An 18,049-nucleotide genomic window follows, 5' to 3' on the forward strand; every position below is an offset into this window, starting at 1 on the left:
TACAACCAGCCGCCCCACCCGAGCTTCTTCATCGGTAACGGCATGGCCACCGCGCCCCAGCCCAAGGTCTACCTCCGCTAGGACCCGGCGCCGGGGCCGGACCTGATCTCCCCCGGCGCGTCCGACGGGCGCCCCCTCCCAGTGTGGAGGGGGCGCCCCGTCCCAGTCCGACGCCCAGCCTCGCGCCGGGCCGGAGGAGGTGAGTCCGACGGTTATGTGTTCATCCAGTTCGGCGCCAGCGACGGACCCTCATGCCCTCACCACTTGGCGCCGCGCGCTCCCGCGAACCTCTCACCACGACGGTCGACGCCGCCCGGCAGTGCGATCCCGTCCCGGTGACTCCGGTCGCCGCCCTGACATGCGGTGAAGATAGCGTCACCGGCGACCGCGGTCATGAGCGATGCCAACGCCGTTGGTACCGGGGCTGCGCCCCGGTCATCGCCCCGCTTCGCCGCGGCTGCACTTGGTACGACGCTTCGCGCTTCTGCCCGTTCAACGGCGAGCACCCCCTCCGGCTCCGTAGGCGCGTTCCTCGCGGACTATCACAATCGCTTCGAGACGGCGGGCGCCGTCAGATCGCGGGCCTGGTCGCCGACACGGCCCACGACCAGCGACTCCGGCTTGGCGGGGGTTCTCCGCAGAAGCGCCGCGGCCGGCCCTTCCAGGGCCGGACCGCAAAGCGTTCCAGATCGGTTTCACGACACCACGATTATGTTATCGATAACATAGGAGGTTGCCGATCCCATGGCAGGCGAAGACGTTTCGTCGGGCCGTTCCCGCTCCGCGAGCATCTGGGACGTCGCCCGGGTGGCCGGTGTCTCCCAGCAGACCGTCTCCCGCGTCATCAACGGCAAGGCCCAGGTCAGCGAGCCGACCCGGGCCAAGGTCCTTCAGGTCATCGCCGAGCTCGGCTACCAGCCCAACCGTCTGGCCCGGGTGCTGGCCGGAGGCTCGGCGCGCTCGGTCACCGTTCTGACCTCCGACATCGCCCTGTACCGCGCGGCCGCCACGCTGTGCGGCATGGAGAAGGCGGCTCGGACGGCGGGCTTCGCGGTCAGGATCAGCGTGCTGGGACGTGACTCCGACCAGCGGGATGTGGCCGTCCCCCTCAACCGACCGGGTGAGGCCGTCATGGTGATCGCCTTCGACGACGCGGGCGTGCGGGCGCTGCAGGCGCTGCCGCCGGACGTGCCGGTGGCGGCGACCGTGGAACGCCGTCCCGACACCGAAGCCCCGGATCCCTGGCAGGTCTGGCTCGACGACCGGGGCGCGGCGGCACACGCGACCCGCTACCTGCTGAGCCTGGGACATCAGATGGTCCACTACCTGGCCATCCCCTCCTCCACCAGCGCCGTCGCCCAGCGAACACAGGGATGGCAGGAGGCGCTGCGGGCCGCCGGGCGGCGGGTGCCCGAGCCGCTGCACGGTGGCTGGAGCCCGCGCTCGGGGTACCTGGCCGCCCGCGATCTGCTGAGCACCCCTTCAGTCACGGCGATCCTGTGCGGCACCGACGACCTCGCGCTCGGGGTCATGCACGCCGCGCGCGAAGTCGGCCGGGACATCCCCGGCGGCCTCAGCGTCGTTGGCTTCGACGATTCTCCGTCATCCGCCTACCTCACCCCCTCACTCACCACCGTCCACCTCGACTTCGAAGGCCTCGGCCGGGCCTGCTTCGGCCTGCTGCACCGCAGGCTGGGCCCGCAGGGGGCGCCGCCGGCCGTCCCCACCTGGAGCGAGCCGGAACTCATCGTCCGGGAGAGCAGCGGTCCTCCGTCCGCCTCCCGCCTCTGACCGTTGCCGCACCCGCCCGTCGGCCTCGGCCCGGTGGGCGGCTGCGGCATGTCCCGAAAGGACACCGTGATCGTTCATGACGTGGAACGCCGGCTGTGGATCCTGTCCGGGCACTCCTCCTGTCATGTCCTGCACCTGGACGGAGCCGATCGGCTGCACGCCCGCTGCCCCTGGAACAGGCCGCCTTTCTGCTGGATCGCCCCACCCCCGCCCACCGGAGTTTCGAGGACCCCGCCGACGAAGTACTGGACCTGACCCCGGCCGGGGCGACGCCTTTTGGAATGCGCCTCATTTGGCGAGTCGGCGATAGCGAACGAGGGCCGCGGCGATGGCGACGAAGGACGCGAAGTGACCAGCTCGACGCTCATAACGCCGGTGTAGGCGGCGGTAGCCAACCAGCTCGCCGTCGGCGCCGATCTCGTTCCCGGCCGATGGCCGTGACGAACGTGATGGTGGTGATCAACCCGTCTACCAGGAGCTTCTTTGCGTCATCAGGCGAACATCGGCCTCACGGTCATACTGTGACCAGCGGCCGGCCGCCAGAAGACGAAAAAGTTTCGCTGTTGTCCACTCTTCCCTTCGATCTGGAAGTCCGCACTCGAAGGATCGCGCGATGACCGTCCTCATCTCACGGCGTCACGCTCACTAGCCGGAAAGACTCATGCACCACTCCCCCGTGGAGGCAACCACGCGGGCAACCGTCATCAGTATTGGGTTGTTGTGCCCTGACCGCAACCGCACGCTAACACCGTTTCCTGAAATGGGGTCTTGTGCTGCCAGAAGAAGAACGTTTTAATCCCCCCTAACGCAGAGCTAACAAGAGCCGGGAGAGCATGTGATCGTCTACGGCAGCGCCCGGAACCCCGAGCGGTGGCCGGAACGAGCCCGGATCACGCCTGTCGTACCGAAGACCATCAAACTGACGCTCCGCCCGCACCGAGAAATGGACCGGTTCGGCTTCGGCGCCGAGATGGACGCGGTGGTCGCCGACGGGATCACCTTCTTCCAGCGGCGCACCTCGCGGGCCGATGCCGAGAAGTGGCACTCGGGCACGGTTCCGCACGCCGACGCCGGCATCAAAGTCTGGCGCGAAGTCGCCACGGCGGTCCCTAAGGGCGTGCCTGCCGAGGGGGTCCTGTCGGTCTCACCTGGCGCTATTCGAAATACCCATTCGGAAAGCGCTTTCCAAAAGGAAGGAGGAGGATGAGCTACCACAACGTTCTGGCCATTCCCGAGAACGTCAAGGACTTCCATCTGGAGGGCTCCGGCGCGATCACCTTCCCAGGGGGCCGGATGCGGCTGGAGAGCCTGCGGCCATCGAAGGACGGCCAGGAGGCCAACATCGTCCTGTGGTGCCCCGAGGACTTCGACGGAGACGTCACGATCGAGTGGGAGTTCTGGCCGGTCAACGAGCCCGGCCTGGCCATCGTGTTCTTCCACGCGCGAGGCAGGCAGGGCGAGGACCTGTTCAACCTCGCCCCTCGCACCGGTCCGTACGAGCAGTACCACCACGGCGACCTGGACGCCCACCACGTCTCCTGCTTCCGCCGGATGTGGTCGTCGGAGCGCGGGTCGCACACCTGCGACCCGCGCGAGAGCCACGGCTTCCACCTCGTCGCCCAAGAACCGGACCCGCTGCCCGCGGCGCTCGACGCCCGGGGGCCGTACGATATGCGCCTGACCGTGGCCGGGGGTGAGACCGCCTTCTCCGTCAACGGCCTGGAGAGCTCCCGCCGGCGCGACGAGCACCCGCCGCCCGGCGGGAAGATCGGCTTTCGCCGGATGGCTACGCCGATCGGCGAGTACGCCGACCTGAGGGTGACCTCGCCATGATGCGCCTCTACCCGGTCTTCGACGAGGTGTGGTGGGCCATCCGCCTCAACGCGCTGTGGCTGCTGTTCACCCTGGCCGGCGGCGTCGTCCTGGGCATCGGCCCGGCGACGGTGGCCGCCTACACCCTCGCCCGCAGACACGCGATGGGCGAGAGCTTCCCGCCCCTGCGCGCGTTCGCCACCGCCTACCGGCGGGAGTTCGCGCGGGGCTCGCTGCTGGTACTCCCGATCCTCCTGGCGGCGGCCGTACTGTCCACCACGACCCTGTACGGCGCGGCCTCCCTGATCGCCCTACTGCTCCTGGCGATGATCGCGGCGTACCTGCTGCCCATGTACGTCCATTTCGACCTGCGGCCACGCGACTACCTCCCCAAGGCGTCGCTGTTCGCGCTCGCCCGGCCCGCGTCCTCGATCGTGCTGCTGTTCGCCCTGGCGGCGACGGCCTACGCGGTGTCACTCCTGCCCCTCCTGCTTCCCACCCTCGCCGTGGGCGGCTGGATCCAGCTGAACACCTGGCTGGCCTTGCGCTTCTTCGCCGAGAACGAGGCGCTCCTGCTTGCGAAAGGCAACTGATGAATACCACCCCCCGTCGACTGCTGGCCGGTATGTTTGCGTTAACAACCCTGTTCGGCGCGGCCGCGTGCGGCAGCGAGAACGAAGGCGGCCAGGCCGCGCCCGGCGCGCTGAACCTCATGGTCAAGCTCTTCGGCACCGCACCGGACCCCAACGGCGAGATGCACAAGGCCGTGGAGAAGCTCGTCGGCAAGAAGCTCGACATCACCTGGGTGCCGAACGCGGACTACGCCTCGAAGACCAATGTCACCCTGGCCTCGGACAAGCTGCCCGACCTCCTGGTCGTCAACCCCAAGGACGCCGCGTTCACCAAGGCGGCCCAGGCCGGGGCCTTCTGGGACCTGACGGACAAGATCAAGAAATACCCGAACCTGCCCCAGGACCCCCGGATCCTGGCCAACGCCTCCACCAACGGCAAGAACTACGGCGTCTACCGGATCCGTCCGCTGCTTCGCTCGGCGATCATGCTGCGCAAGGACTGGCTGGACAAGCTGGGCCTGAAGGAACCGGAGACCACCGACGATCTCTACGAGATCGCCAAGGCCTTCACCGAGAAGGACCCCGACGGCAACGGCAAGAAGGACACCTACGGCCTGATCCTGCCGAAGTGGCCGGCTCCCACCTTCAGCGCCTCCAGCCCGTACAACGCGATCGACGTCTGGTTCGGCGCCCCGAACGGCCACGCGGTGCGCGACGGAAAGCTGGTGCCGGAGTTCGACGCTCCCGAGTTCTGGGAGGCGCAGAAGTACATCAAGAAGTTCATCGACGAGGGCCTGACCAACCCCGACTGGGCCACGCTCGACACCGCCAAGTGGCTCGACCCGTTCGTCCAGGGCAAGGGCGGCATCATCATCGACGTCAACGTCCGCGCCGACGAGCTGTTCCAGCTGTTCAAGCAGGCGGACGCGAGCGACTACCAGACCAAGGTCGCGATGGCGGGCAACCTCAAGCGCCCCGACGGCCGGAAGTTCTCGCTGCCCTTCACCGGCTACAACGACGTCATCGCCATCTCCAAGCAGACCGTCAGGACCGAAGCACAGCTCGACGACGTGCTCAAGGTGATGGACAAGCTGGCCTCCAAGGAAGGCGCGACCCTCCTGAACAACGGCATCGAGGGGAAGAACTTCACGGTCGACGGCGGGTACGCGGTCAAGATCAACGACCAGGACCCGGCCGTCCAGACCATCAACAACGACGTCGAGAAGGCCTTCATCCAGCTCGGCACCAGCGCCAGCGTCGGCACCCCAAGCGACAAGGCGTACGCGTGGAAGCGCGCCACCCCCGAGGAGCAGGCCATCGAGGAGGAGAAGACGACTCTGTCCGAACTCGACCTGCAGACGGCGCAGCACGACCCGACCCTGCCCTACATCTCCGAGACCGCGGTGGACAAGGGCGCCACGCTGAACCCGATCCCCACCGACGGGCGGATCAAGTTCCTCGCGGGTGAGCTCACCGAGGAGCAGTTCAAGGCCGAGATCAAGCGCTGGTACGACAGCGGCGGCACCCAGGTCATGGCCGAGCTCCTGGAACTGATCAACAAGGGCTGACGCCCTGACACGCCGTGTTCGGCGAGGGACTCCCGCCGAGTCCCTCGCCGAACACGCGAGAAAGGAGGCCGCCATGGCCACCGACCTGGCACCGGTGCCCGCCAAGGCGTCCGTCGGCAAGCCCGCGGGGCCGCGCGGCAGGTTGTTCCCACCCCTGTCCACGCTCGGGCGCCACCGCTGGCTCTTCCTGATGCTGGTGCCCGGCCTGGCCTACTTCGCCGTCTTCAGGTACTGGCCGATGTACGGCCTGTCCATCGCGTTCAAGGACTTCGTGCCGTTCCTCGGCGTCGAGGGCAGCGAATGGGTGGGGCTCAAGCACTTCGAGGATCTGTTCACCGGGCCCGACTTCGGCCGCCTGATGGGCAACACGATGATCATCGCGCTGCTGACGATCCTGATCGCCTTCCCGGCGCCGATCATCGTCGCGCTCCTGCTCAACGAACTACGGGTGCGCTGGCTCAAACGCGCGGTCCAGTCGCTCATCTACATCCCGCACTTCCTGGCCTGGACCATCGTCGCGTCGCTGACGTACCTGCTCTTCTCCGTCGACTACGGCGTGATCGCCGACTGGATCCATTCGATCACGGGCGGGCAGAAGGTCGACTACGTCGCCCAGGAGGCGTGGTTCCGGCCGATCATCATGCTGCAGACGGTCTGGAAGACCACCGGCTGGGGCACGATCATCTACCTGGCCGCGCTGGCCGGGGTCAACCCCGACCTGTACGAGGCCGCCCGCATGGACGGCGCCGGGCGCTGGAGCCAGTTCTGGCACATCACCCTGCCCGCCATCCGGCCCACCATCGTCATCATGGCCATCCTCACCTCCGGCAACCTGCTCGACCAGAGCTTCGAGCAGTTCTGGCTGCTGCGGAACTCGCTCAACGCGGACGTCGCCGACGTCTTCGACACCTTCGTCTACTACGTCGGCATCACGCAGGGCGGCTACAGCTACGCCACCGCGGTCGGCCTGTTCAAGGGCGTCGCCGGACTGGTGCTCATCTTCGGCTGCAACTGGCTGGCCAAGCGCCTCGGCCAGCGGGGCCTGTTCTGAAGGAGGGGCGCATGGCGCACAACCTGACCGCGAAGAAGCTTGCGGAGACCCCTGCCACGGTGAGCAACTACAGCTCCTGGGGCAGCCGGCTCTTCGACGCGTTCAACATCGCGTTCCTCGTCGGCCTGGCGCTGGTGACCGTCCTGCCACTGATGTACGTGCTGGCCGGGTCCTTCGCCACCGAGGCGGAGATCGCCACCAGGCCGTTCTTCCTGTGGCCGGAGACGTTCATCACCGGCACCTACGACTACATCTTCAGCACTCCCGTCTTCCTCAGGGCGATGATCACCACCATCTGCGTGACGGCGGTCGGCACGCTGATACAGGTCATGTTGACGCTCACCATGGCCTACCCGCTGTCCAAACGGGTACTTCCCGGCCGGACCCTGATACTGAACCTGGTCATCTTCACCATCGTGTTCAGCGGTGGCATGATCCCCACCTACCTGGTGGTGCGAGACCTCGGCATGCTCGACAGCTACTGGGCACTGATCCTGCCTCTGGCGATCAACCCCTTCTATCTGATCATCGTCAAGAGCTTCTTCCAGGAACTGCCGGAGGCACTCGAAGAGGCCGCCCGCATCGACGGCTGCAACGAGCTGGGGGTCTTCTGGCGGATCGTGCTGCCCCTGTCCAAGCCGATCATCGCCACCTTCTCGCTCTTCTACGCGGTCGGCATATGGAACGACTACATGTCGCCCCTGCTCTACATCAACGACAACGACAAGTGGACGCTCCAGGTACTGGTCCGGATGCTCACCGGCGTCGACGCCGAGAGTTCGGTCTCGGCCTTCGACTCGGTGCTCTTCCCCGAGCAGGGCATCAAGTTCGCCGTCGTGGTCGTCGCGACCCTGCCGATCCTGCTGGTCTACCCGTTCCTGCAGAAACACTTCGCCAAGGGCGTCATGATCGGTTCGGTGAAGGAATGACCGAAGTACGCTGGCTCGACGGGGCGCGCAGGCAGGGCGTCACCTGGGGAGTTCCCTGGCCGCGTGGCACCGTGGCCGCGGGGACCGGCTTCGCCCTGCGCGACGGCACTCCCGTGCAGAGCTGGGTCACCGCCACCTGGCCGGACGGCTCGGTCAAGTGGTCCGCCCACGCCATCGGCCCGCAGAGCGACCCCTGCGACGCCTATGAGCTCTGCCCGCGGGCCGTTCCCGCCCTGCCCGAGCAGCCGGTCACCGTGACCGGCCGGACGATCCGCTCGGGCCCGGTCACCTGGCGACTCGGCGGCGGGCTCATCGAGTCCATCTCGTACACGGAGCCGAGGGGCCCGCGACGGCACGGCTCCCGTGAGATCGTCAGGAACGTCCGCCTGGTCAGCGTGCACGACGACGAGGTGACCGCCACCGTCGAGCGGGTCACCGTCGAGCAATCCGGCCCGGTCCGCGCGGTGGTCAGGGCCGAGGGCAGGCACGGCGACCGGCTGCCGTTCACCGTGCGCCTGTACTTCTACGCGGGCTCGCCCGAGGTCCGCCTGGTCCACAGCTTCGTCTGGGACGGCGACCCGGAGCGCGACTTCCTGCGCGGTCTCGGCCTGCGCGCCGACGTGATCATGCGCGACGAACCGCACGACCGGCACGTCCGGCTGGCGGGGCCGTCCAGGGGGATCGGTGAGGGGGGACCGGTGACCGGGTTCCTCACCGAGGCCGTGCGAGGCCTGACCGGCCTGCGCCGCGACCCCGGCGCGGCCGTACGGCGGGCGCAGGTCGAAGGGCGGGCGGCCGACCCGTCGGCGCTGGCCGGCCACCTGCACCTGATTCCCGCCTGGAGCGACTACACGCTCGACCAGAACAGCGCCGACGGCTTCCTGCTGCGCAAGCGCACCAAGCCGGGGCACGGCTGGGTGACCATCCCCTCCGGCACCCGCTCCCAGGGGTACGGCTATGTGGGCGGCGTCAGCGGCGGTCTCGGCTTCGGCCTTCGTGACTTCTGGAAGCTCCATCCCACCCGGCTCGACGTCCGCGGCGCCGCCACCGGCCTGGCGACCGCGACCGTCTGGCTCCACTCCCCCAGTGCCCAGCCCATGGACCTGCGCTTCTGGCACGACGGCCTGGGCCAGGACAGCCACAGGGAACAGCTAGAGGGCCTGGAGATCACCTACGAGGACTACGAGCCCGGGTACGGCACGCCGTACGGCATCGCCCGCACCCACGAACTGTCGCTGTGCCTGTTCGAGGCCACCCCGCCGAACGAGGAGCTGGCCGAGCGCGCCGCCGGTCTCACCCCGGGGCTGCTGGTCGCCTCCCCCGAGCGGATCAAGGAGGCGGGCGTCTTCGGCACGTGGGCCCCGCGCTCCGGCGACGCGCCGATCGAGGAGCGGCTGGACTTCCTCTTCGACCACTACCTCGCGCAGCAGGAGCAACGCCGCTGGTACGGGTTCTGGGACTACGGCGACGTCATGCACACCTACGACGCCGACCGGCACACCTGGCGCTACGACATCGGCGGCTACGCGTGGGACAACTCCGAGCTGTCACCCGATCTGTGGTTGTGGTACCAGTTCCTGCGCACCGGCCGTGCCGAGGTGTTCCGCTTCGCCGAGGCGATGACCCGCCACACCGGCGAGGTGGACGTCTACCACCTGGGCCCGTGGAAGGGCCTGGGCTCCAGGCACAACGTGCAGCACTGGGGCTGCTCCTGCAAGCAGCTGCGCGTCTCCAGTGCGATCTACCGGCGCGTGTTCTACTACCTGACCGCCGACGAGCGCACCGGCGACCTCATGGACGAGTTGTCCGAGGACGCGGTCGCCGCCCTCGACCCCCTGCGGAAGTATCGCGACGTCTCCGAGCCGAGGATCGGCCTGGGCACCGACTGGGGCGCGCTCGCGGCGATGTGGCTCACCCGCTGGGAGCGCCACCGCGACGTCGGCGCGCGCGACAGGCTGCTGGGCACGATGGCCGACCTGGCGACCCTGCCCCACGGCTTCCTGGCCGGGGAGGCGGAACTGCGTGACGGTCGTCTCCGCCGGACGGCGGACGAGATCACCCTCTCCCACCTGTCGGCCGTCTTCGGGTTGCCGGAGGTCTGCGCGGAACTGATCGACCTCGACCTGGGGGTGGCCGGCTTCGAGGAGGCGTGGCTGGAGTACTGCCGCCGCTATCTCACCGACCCGCGGCTCAGGGGTGTCTCGCTGATCCAGGCGCACAGCCGCCTGGCCGCCTACGCCGCCGCCCGTACCGGGGACCGGAGTCTGGCCGACGTGGCCTGGCACGCCTTCGACGTCGGCGAGGGCGACCAGCTCAACGTCAACCCCCTACAGGCCCAGCGCGACTGGCGGCTCACCCACGTCCGGGACGTGAGCGTCCTCATGCCCGTCGACGAGGCTCCGTATGTCTCCACCAACGACGCCGGCCAGTACGCGCTGGCGGCGATCCAGCTCCTGGCACTCCTCCCCCGCAGGTAGGTACTCACCATGGAGCGGACCTTCGTGCTGAGCGACGGCGCCGCGGCGCAGAGCCGGCCGATCCCCTATCGGCCGGACGGCTCGGTCACGTGGGCCACCCATGCGATCGCTCCGGCCACACCGGTGACGCGGGACTGTACGAATGACAGGGAGACGGTGAGGGCGGTGCTGCGACTCAGCGTTCCCGAACACCTCGGGCCACCTCGTACGGGACATCTGGCGATGGGCGACGAGCCTGGCCGGCCGGATGCCATCACGGTGAACTCTCGTCACCTGAGCAGGGACGGGGTGCCCTGGTTCCCCATCATGGGCGAGTACCACTTCAGCCGCTACCCCGCCGCCGAGTGGCGGGAGGAGTTGCTGAAGATGCGGGCCGGCGGGGTGGGCGTCGTCGCCGCGTACGTCTTCTGGAACATCCACGAGGAGGTGCGTGGCCGCTGTCTCTGGAACGGCGACCGCGATCTGCGCCGGTTCCTCCGGCTGTGCTCGGAGGTGGGGCTCGACGTGGTGGTGCGCATCGGGCCTTGGGGACACGGTGAGTCCCGTTACGGCGGCTTTCCCGACTGGTTGATGACGGCCGACTGCGAGCCGCGTACCGACGACCCCCGTTATCTCGCCTTGGTCCGTCCTTGGTTCGAGCAGATCGGCGCCCAGCTGCGGGGGCTCACCCGCGCCGACCCCGGCCGAGGTCACCCACCTCGCCGAGGCCGGCCCGCCACGGGCACCGGTGATCGACGAGGCGACCGGGCGCGCGTCCGCGCCGGTGGACGCGGACTTCGACAACGCCGCCGTGCATCACCTCACCGTCCCCGAGGAGGCGTTCGACGGCGACGAGGAACTGCTCCTGCGCCTGGACTGGACCGGCGACGTCGGCCGCGCCTATGTCGACGGACGGCTCGTGGCCGACCAGTTCTGGTACGGCCCCGTGTGGGAGATCGGCCTGCGCCGCTTCCGCGACGAGGTCGTCCAGCACGGACTGGAACTGCGGCTGTTGCCGCTGGGGCCGGACGCACCCGTCTATCTCTCCCCCGAGGTCCGCCGGGATGTCGGCCCCGGCGGGCTGGTGGAGCTGCGCTCGGCCACGCTGGTCCCGGTGACACGCACCGTCCTCACCGCGGCGCAGGCATGATGAGCATCCTTGGTCAAGGTCCTCCCCGCGCGTGAGGCGGGCGGGCCCTCCTGCGGACGGTACGGGCGCCACTGCCGGATGTCCCGCTCGTACCCACCGGAGGAGTGGACACGGCGGATCGCCCACCGGCCTGCTGATGCGCCACCGGCGCGTCGCCGGGCGAACCACCGTGACCTGCCACCGCCACGGCCAGGCCGGATCCCTTCTGGCGCCAGGCGATCCACCGGGATCGCTGCCGGGTTCCGCACGCCCGCCGCGCCTCACCCGCGTCACGCCGGCGCTCGGCGAGACGGTGACGGCCTTCGACGGCCGGCGGGGCGTCACGGGGGAGCGCGGACGGGTCTTTCCGGCCGGCGGAGAAGTGGTCGCACTTCTCGTCCTGCCGCGGGAAGACCCGCCCTCTCCCCCAGGCCCCACCGGCTCTCACCGGCGTCGTGACCCGCGGCGGCCGGCTGTGGCCAGCCGGCCGAGGCGTTGACGTCGAGGTGGTCGATGTTGGGTAGCCCGGCCGCCGTGGTCGGGTCCAGGCGGATGGTGTTGCCGCCGGTGTTCAGGGAGACGCTCAGCGCCTCGGTGGACCAAGCCGTCCACGTCCCGGTGGATCCGAACGAGACCGTCCCCACCGTGGATCCGTTGACGATCAGGTTCGCCGGCCGTGCGCCGCCGCTGCCGGCGCCGTTGGCGAAACGGGCTCCCAGCGTCGCCGTGCCGGCCGTCGAGGCGTTCACCGTGAACTGGGCGTAAGCCCCGACGGCGGCGTCGCCGTTGCAGAACCCGCTGCCGGAGAACCCGGGCTGGTTGGAGTCGATGCTGCCCTGGCACACCGCCAGCGCGCTCTCCGCCTCGTAACGCCGCCCCGGCGGCGTACCGCCGGAGGTCCTGACGAGTGCGAGGTCGTCGACGAAGAGGTGCCCGTTGCCGCTCGCCGCCCGGACGGTGACGGTGGCGGTACCGGCCGCCAGCTGGATGCCCGCGAGTTCGCGCCGGGTCCAGCCGCTCGAGGCCGGGATGTTGAGCGTGCGCGAGTTACCGGCGGCGTCGGTGACCGTCACCTGCGCGGCGCTGAGCGAACCGGTGGTCCTGGCGAACAGGGACAGCCCGTAGGTGCCGGCCGGTACGGTGATCTGCTGCCGCACGCCACCGGCGTAGGCCTGCGTGGCCCCGATCTGCAGCGCGAAGCGCGATCCGTTGGCGCCACCGTTGGCGTTGGTCACGATCGAGCTGGGCCCGGACTCGCGGAAATTGGTCCATCCCTGCACCTGGGGGACGATGATGCGATCGGCCTGGAAGCCGGGGTTGAGGATGTAGTTGTTCGCGGGCCCGACGCGCCACTCCCCGGTCGTGGCGTTGAACTGCCACTGGCTCACCGAGTGGAACTGAGGGCGGGCGCCGGTCCTGGTCACCGGCATCCACTGGTTGTAACCGATGCCGTTCCAGGCGAAGTCGGCCCAGCGGTCCCCCGCGAAGATCACCGTGTTCTGCTTGGTTCCCTTGACGGTCACGAAGAACCCGGTCTGGGTCACGTGGCTGTAGTCCATCTCGGTGCCCGCGAGCGTGTACTCACCGGTGTAAGCGCCCTGGATGTTGCCGGAGGTCGACTCCAGGACGTGGGTGACCGAGGTGTTCCAGCCGTGCAGGTCCGACGAGGCGTGGTAGTACTTGCCGTCGAGCTTGAACATGGCGTTGCCCTCGCGCCCGGCGGAGTTCTGGCCGATCTGCACCCCGGGCTCCACCCGCAGCGAGTCGGACTCCCTCAGCTTGGCGACGAAGGCGCGAGAGCGCCCCTGCCGGTTGGAGAAGATCAGGTAGTCCTTGCCGTCGTCGTCGGTGAAGACGGTCTGGTCCCCGGTGCCCGTCGTGGGAGAGTTGACGATCTGGGTCTGGAAGTGGGCGTAGTCGAAGGTGTCGGTGGGCGAGTCACCCCGGAGGATCAGAACCCCGTCACCGCCCATCGACGGGAGGTACGCCTGCACGAGGAGCACGTACTTGCCGGTGTTCTCGTTGTAGGAGACGCCAAGACGTCCCACCCAGCCCGCCTGGCCGAGGGTGGCCCCGCCGCCGAGACCCGTGGAGCGCGTGGCGACGCGGTTCTCGAACTTCCAGTTCACCAGGTCCTTCGAGGAGTACACGGGGATCGAGACGAACGAGACGTCGCCGTCGTACTTCCTCGTGGGATTGGCCCGGTAGAGCTCGGCGCCGGTGTAGTGCACGCCGTACCAGTAGTAGGTGTCGCCGAACTTGAAGACGCCACCCCCCTGCGAGTAGATGGGGTTGCCGCTGGTGTCGTTCCAGAAGGTGTCGTTGGTGATGGTCTGGAACGTCCCCTCGTCGGCGGCCTCCAGATCACCGGCGGCGGTCACCAGCGCCGTCTTCGCGGCGGCGACCTCCGAAGCGGTCGCCGACGCGTCGGCGGCGACACCGGCCGCGCTGTCCAACGCCTTGGCGAAGGGGGTCCAGGAGGCGCCGGTGTACCTGCTCGCGGAGCGGGTCCGGTAGTCCGCGACCAGCTTCTTCAATCCGCGGACCATCACCAGGCCGTCAACGGCGCTCTGGAGCTTCGCGCGTGCGGCCGCGTCCTCACTTCCCCCTCGCGTGAGCGCCGCCGTCGCGTTCCTGGCCGAGGAGAAGGCCGCCCACGACTCAGCGGTGTAGTCCGCGGCGGAGTGATCGGAGACGTGGCCGGAGGGAGCCGCGGCCGCCTGGGGTTCGGCCGCCGCGGCGATACCACCGGGTGCCGCCGCCGACATGAACAGCAAGACCGCGGCGACCAACCCTCCCCGTTTCAATGCCTCACTCACGGTGCGCATCATGGTGTGCCTTTCGTTCATCATCGTGGCGTCGGCGCTGTGCACGCTCAGCCGTTGACGTCGAGGTGGTCGAGGTTGGGCAGGCCGGCCGCCGTGGCCGGGTCCAGCCGAACGGTGCTGCCGCCGTTGTTCAGCGGGACCGTCACGGTCTTGGTGACCCATGTCGTCCAGGCGCCGGTGGACTCGAACGAGACCGTCCCCACTGTGGATCCGTTGACGATCAGGTTCGCCGGCCGTGCGCCGCCGCTGCCGGCGCCGTTGGCGCCGTTGGCGAAGCGGATCCCGAGCGTCGCCGTGCCGGCCGCCGAGGCGTTCACCGTGAACTGGGCATAAGCCCTGACAGCGGCGTCGCCGTTGCAGAATCCGCTGGTCGGAGCCGATGCTGCCCTGGCACACCGCCGGCGCGGCCTCCGCCTCGTACCGCCGCCCCGGCGGCGTGTCGCCGGACCGCTCGAAGGCCCCGAGATCCGGGGCCTGCCCGGTACAGGGCAGGCCGACGTCGGTGCCCTTGTCAACCAGGGTGCCGTTGGCGGCGGGGCGGAGATGGGGCAGCATGGGCAGGCTACCGTCGCCCTGGCGGGGCGCGGCCCAGCCCCTTGATGTGGAGGTGGCTGCCGGTGACACCGAACCCCTTGATCCGGCAGTTGTCCGTCATGCGGGAGAAGTCGAAGACCGGCTTCTCCCCCGGATAGGCCCGGTAGCGGATCGGATTACCGGAGGTGCCGCTCCTGTTCAGGGTGATCGCGTCGGCCCGGGCCGTCTGGCCGGCGCAGTTGCCGTTCGCGCGGGTGTGGGCGTAGGTGCCACCCCGGAGGTAGACCGTGTCCCCGGGCCGGGCGGCCGCCTGCGCACGGGCGATCGAGGCCCACGGAGCGGCCTGGGTCCCCGCCGCGCTGTCACTGCCGTTCGGGGCCACGTGGTGGACGCCTGCGGCGGTCGCACTGCTCACCGCGGTCGCGCCGGGCACGATCACGGCGACCATGGCCGAGATCGCCGAGACGGCGGCCCGGCGAAGAGCTCGCCACCGTTGTGTGAGACGCATCGGGATCTCCTTGGCCGGGTGATCAGGATGGGCTTGCGAAGGGCGGATGACCCGGCAGGCCGGATGGAGAAGGACCGGTCAGGACCTCCGGCACGCAGCCGTCTCGGAATGTCTTCTGACATCGGCAAGGCCGACACGCCGGCTCATTCTGAACTGATCACTGGGGGTGTGGATGGCCCGCAGACAGACGGTCCCTGCCAGGTGAGTCGCGACCGGCGCTCCAGCAGTGCCGGACGCGATCCCACGATGGGAGGAACAGAGTGGGGCGAGCCTGTGCTTGTCTCGTCTTCGTTGCCGCGAGGAGCGCGGATTGTTAAAGCGGTTTAACCACAAGGGGTGAGCCGCTGTCAACATCCGCCGTCGACCTCGCGGTAAAAGTCACCAACGGCCGGCCGAGCCGATGGGTGCACCCTGAACGTTTCATACACCAGGGCCGGGACCCGTGCCGCCGACGAACGAGGCCGGGGCACCGGGCCCGGCGTCCGGCCGGCCGTCCGGGACCGCCGCTGCGCGCGGACGGCTCGCGCAGGATCGCCGCCCCTCGGGCTCCCACGACCGGTCAGGCCATGATGAAAACGTTTACGACAGAACCGACCTGAAGGTCGACGAACATCGGCGGCACGGCGAAACCGTACGCCAGTACGCGCGGCACTCCGAGAGCTCGATCACGCATCCCGGTCCCCCCGCTCGCCGTCGTCGCGTCTCGGCACCGATTCGGTGAAAGTTTCAAGCATGGGCCGCGTCATGGCGGGGCAGTCCTCGGCGGCGCCCGTCCCGCGACGGGTGTGCAACCGGACTTCCATGACGTTGGTGACGCGACCGGGCAACGCGTCGGCGCGCTCGCGGGTCCCGGTCTCGATGAGCACGTCGGCGTGACGGAGGGGAAGGCCGCTTTCCCGGTGACCGGGAAGCCCGTGGTCACGACGGGTGAACATGAGGACGCCGTGCGCTCTTCATGTCATTCCGAAAGATACCGAACGCCCCCTTGACTAAGGCGATGTCGGTGTTAACACTAAGAACCAATCTCCTCACAACACCGTGAACCGCTGGTTGTACAGAGGAGTGTTAACGCTAACAACATCGGCGACAGCCCCTTTGTTGAGCACCCGCACCAGAGAGCCTCCGCGAGAGGAGACGCAACCGCCTTCGCCGTCGATTGTTAACGCTAACAAATGCTGTGACCTGTTCCCTCTGCTGATCGTCCAGACAAGAGGACCCCCCATGAACAGACTCCCAAGCACTCCCCTCCGACACGACCGCCGTGGTGTCGGCGCCGCTTTCGCGGCGGCCGTCGTGATACTGCTCGCGTTGTGCCAGTCGATCGTGGCCGCGTCCCCGGCCGCCGCGGCCGTCATCGACACCGGCGCCTCCTACGTCCTGGTCAACCGGCACAGCGGCAAGGCCATCGACGTCCTCGACCGCGCCACCGGCGACGGCGCCTCCATCGTCCAGTGGTCCCGCAACGACGGCGCCTGGCAGCAGTGGCAGTTCGTCGACTCCGGCGGCGGCTACTACCGGCTGCGCTCACGTCACAGCGGCAAGGTGCTCGACATCTCCTCCCGCTCCACCGCCGACGGCGCCAACGTCGTGCAGTGGGCCGACAACAACGGCACCAACCAGCAGTTTCGCGTCCTCGACAGCGACGCGGGGCACATCCGCCTGATCAACCGCAACAGCGGCAAGGCCCTGGAGACCTGGGAGTGGTCCACCGCCGACGGCGGCCGCCTGTCGCAGTACACCGACGCCGGCGGCGCCAACCAGCAGTGGCAGCTGGTCAAGCTCGGCGGCTCCGGTGACCCCACCACCCCGCCGTCCGCGTACCCCCCTCCCGGCCCGGTCGCCGGTGACGTCGGCGTGCACGACCCGGAGGTGACCAAGACCCCGGGCGGCACCTACCTGCTGGCCCACACCGGTGACAACATCTCGCTCAAGACCTCCACCGACCGCACCACCTGGCGCAACGCCGGGTCGGCCTTCCCCGGAGGCGTCTCGTGGGCGCACCCCTACACCGGTGGAAGCAACCACGTGTGGGCGCCCGACATCACCTATGTGAACGGGCGATACCACATGTACTACTCGGCCTCCAGCTTCGGCTCCAACCGCTCGGCGATCTTCCTGGCCACGTCCGCCACCGGCGCCTCGGGATCGTGGACCAATCAGGGCCTGGTCGTCGAATCCCGAACGAGCGACAACTTCAACGCCATCGACCCCAGCATGACCATCGACGCCCAGGGCCGTTGGTGGCTGACCTTCGGCTCGTTCTGGTCGGGCATCAAGCAGATCCAACTCGACCCGGCCACCGGCAAGCGCACCGGCAGCACTCTCACCGGCGTCGCCGGGCGGGGCGGCGGCGCCATCGAGGCGCCCACCCTCGTCCGCCGCGGTGACCACTACTACCTGTTCGTCTCCTTCGACCGGTGCTGCCAGGGTGCCTCCAGCACCTACCGGATCATGGTGGGCCGCTCCACCTCGGTCAACGGCCCCTTCGTCGACCGCAACGGGGTGGCGATGAACTCCGGCGGCGGCACCGAGATCCTGGCCGGCCGCGGCAGCGTCCACGGCCCCGGCCACCAGACCTACCTGGACGACACCGACGGGTCGATCCTCTTCTACCACTACTACGCCGACAACGGCGCGTCCCTGCTCGGCATCAACAGGCTCGGCTGGGACCAGGCCGGCTGGCCCTTCGCCTACTAGCCGGCGCGCGAGACCACGACCAGGGCACGGCAGACCCGCCTCATACCCCGAACGACGTCAGGAGTGAATCGTGTTGTTACTGTCCCCTCCCCGAGGAACGGCGTGGCGAGTGTTGCTGCTCGCCCTGGCCGGCGTGCTGGCCCTCGCCCTGGAGGTCGCCGTCAGCCCCACCCG

The 18,049-nt window shown here is 68.9% G+C and carries 15 protein-coding genes and 2 pseudogenes; 12 read left to right on the forward strand and 5 right to left on the reverse strand.

Going from position 1 to position 18,049, the window contains the following annotated elements; all coding sequences use genetic code 11:
* Positions 1–744: 744 nt before the first annotated feature.
* Together ACFYWM_RS44000 and ACFYWM_RS44005 are read left to right on the forward strand one after the other, a co-directional pair.
* Positions 745–1,791 (forward strand): LacI family DNA-binding transcriptional regulator, encoded by a 1,047-nt coding sequence (locus tag ACFYWM_RS44000; protein ID WP_389927655.1) that lies wholly within the window; start codon positions 745–747, stop codon positions 1,789–1,791.
* Between the two features lie 66 nt (positions 1,792–1,857).
* Positions 1,858–2,046, forward strand: a complete 189-nt coding sequence (locus tag ACFYWM_RS44005) for a hypothetical protein (RefSeq protein ID WP_389927658.1) — start codon at positions 1,858–1,860, stop codon at positions 2,044–2,046.
* 33 nt (positions 2,047–2,079) lie between these two features.
* Here ACFYWM_RS44005 and ACFYWM_RS44010 read toward each other — a convergent pair.
* A pseudogene (locus tag ACFYWM_RS44010) lies at positions 2,080–2,190 on the reverse strand (IS5/IS1182 family transposase); the annotation flags it as partial.
* Positions 2,191–2,626: 436 nt separating this feature from the next.
* Between ACFYWM_RS44010 and ACFYWM_RS44015 the strand changes: the two are divergent.
* The 9 genes and pseudogenes from ACFYWM_RS44015 (at position 2,627) to ACFYWM_RS44055 (ending at position 11,329) form a co-directional block, all read left to right on the forward strand.
* Positions 2,627–2,998, forward strand: a complete 372-nt coding sequence (locus ACFYWM_RS44015; RefSeq protein WP_389927660.1) for a hypothetical protein — start codon at positions 2,627–2,629, stop codon at positions 2,996–2,998.
* Complete coding sequence (locus tag ACFYWM_RS44020; RefSeq protein ID WP_389927661.1) at positions 2,995–3,624, forward strand: DUF1961 family protein; 630 nt, start codon at positions 2,995–2,997, stop codon at positions 3,622–3,624. Before ACFYWM_RS44015 ends, ACFYWM_RS44020 begins: the two co-directional genes overlap by 4 nt.
* Complete coding sequence (locus ACFYWM_RS44025; protein ID WP_389927663.1) at positions 3,621–4,196, forward strand: YesL family protein; 576 nt, start codon at positions 3,621–3,623, stop codon at positions 4,194–4,196. The genes ACFYWM_RS44020 and ACFYWM_RS44025 overlap by 4 nt, the downstream gene beginning before the upstream one ends.
* Positions 4,196–5,743 (forward strand): extracellular solute-binding protein, encoded by a 1,548-nt coding sequence (locus ACFYWM_RS44030; protein ID WP_389927666.1) that lies wholly within the window; start codon positions 4,196–4,198, stop codon positions 5,741–5,743. Before ACFYWM_RS44025 ends, ACFYWM_RS44030 begins: the two co-directional genes overlap by 1 nt.
* 73 nt (positions 5,744–5,816) lie before the next feature.
* Positions 5,817–6,794 carry an ABC transporter permease gene (locus tag ACFYWM_RS44035; RefSeq protein WP_389927669.1) on the forward strand — a complete coding sequence of 326 codons (978 nt, stop codon included), beginning with the start codon at positions 5,817–5,819 and terminating at the stop codon, positions 6,792–6,794.
* A gap of 11 nt (positions 6,795–6,805) precedes the next feature.
* Positions 6,806–7,723, forward strand: coding sequence for a carbohydrate ABC transporter permease (locus tag ACFYWM_RS44040; RefSeq protein ID WP_389927672.1), 918 nt, complete (start codon positions 6,806–6,808; stop codon positions 7,721–7,723).
* Complete coding sequence (locus tag ACFYWM_RS44045; RefSeq protein ID WP_389927675.1) at positions 7,720–10,200, forward strand: Tat pathway signal sequence domain protein; 2,481 nt, start codon at positions 7,720–7,722, stop codon at positions 10,198–10,200. The genes ACFYWM_RS44040 and ACFYWM_RS44045 overlap by 4 nt, the downstream gene beginning before the upstream one ends.
* A gap of 9 nt (positions 10,201–10,209) precedes the next feature.
* Positions 10,210–10,815 (forward strand): annotated as a pseudogene (locus tag ACFYWM_RS44050) (beta-galactosidase); the annotation flags it as partial.
* A gap of 112 nt (positions 10,816–10,927) precedes the next feature.
* Positions 10,928–11,329: a hypothetical protein gene (locus ACFYWM_RS44055; protein ID WP_389927691.1), complete on the forward strand. Its 402-nt coding sequence runs from the start codon at positions 10,928–10,930 to the stop codon at positions 11,327–11,329.
* Positions 11,330–11,649: 320 nt separating this feature from the next.
* Here the strand turns inward: ACFYWM_RS44055 and ACFYWM_RS44060 are convergent, their stop codons facing one another.
* The 4 genes from ACFYWM_RS44060 to ACFYWM_RS44075 all read right to left on the reverse strand — a co-directional run bounded on the left by ACFYWM_RS44060 (position 11,650) and on the right by ACFYWM_RS44075 (position 16,044).
* Positions 11,650–14,127 (reverse strand): family 43 glycosylhydrolase, encoded by a 2,478-nt coding sequence (locus ACFYWM_RS44060; protein ID WP_389927677.1) that lies wholly within the window; start codon positions 14,125–14,127, stop codon positions 11,650–11,652.
* 56 nt (positions 14,128–14,183) lie between these two features.
* The gene (locus ACFYWM_RS44065; protein WP_389927679.1) at positions 14,184–14,651 is read right to left on the reverse strand and encodes a carbohydrate-binding protein; all 468 of its coding nucleotides are present in this window, start codon (positions 14,649–14,651) and stop codon (positions 14,184–14,186) included.
* 47 nt (positions 14,652–14,698) lie between these two features.
* Positions 14,699–15,178 carry a DUF1565 domain-containing protein gene (locus ACFYWM_RS44070; protein WP_389927682.1) on the reverse strand — a complete coding sequence of 160 codons (480 nt, stop codon included), beginning with the start codon at positions 15,176–15,178 and terminating at the stop codon, positions 14,699–14,701.
* A gap of 665 nt (positions 15,179–15,843) precedes the next feature.
* On the reverse strand, positions 15,844–16,044 hold the full coding sequence (locus ACFYWM_RS44075; RefSeq protein ID WP_389927685.1) for a hypothetical protein: 201 nt from the start codon (positions 16,042–16,044) through the stop codon (positions 15,844–15,846).
* 355 nt (positions 16,045–16,399) lie between these two features.
* Between ACFYWM_RS44075 and ACFYWM_RS44080 the strand changes: the two genes are divergently transcribed.
* Positions 16,400–17,875, forward strand: a complete 1,476-nt coding sequence (locus ACFYWM_RS44080; protein WP_389927688.1) for a family 43 glycosylhydrolase — start codon at positions 16,400–16,402, stop codon at positions 17,873–17,875.
* The last annotated feature ends 174 nt before the right edge of the window (positions 17,876–18,049 follow it).

This window comes from Streptosporangium sp. NPDC002721, from assembly GCF_042888905.1.
In the GTDB taxonomy this organism is placed as follows: domain Bacteria; phylum Actinomycetota; class Actinomycetes; order Streptosporangiales; family Streptosporangiaceae; genus Streptosporangium.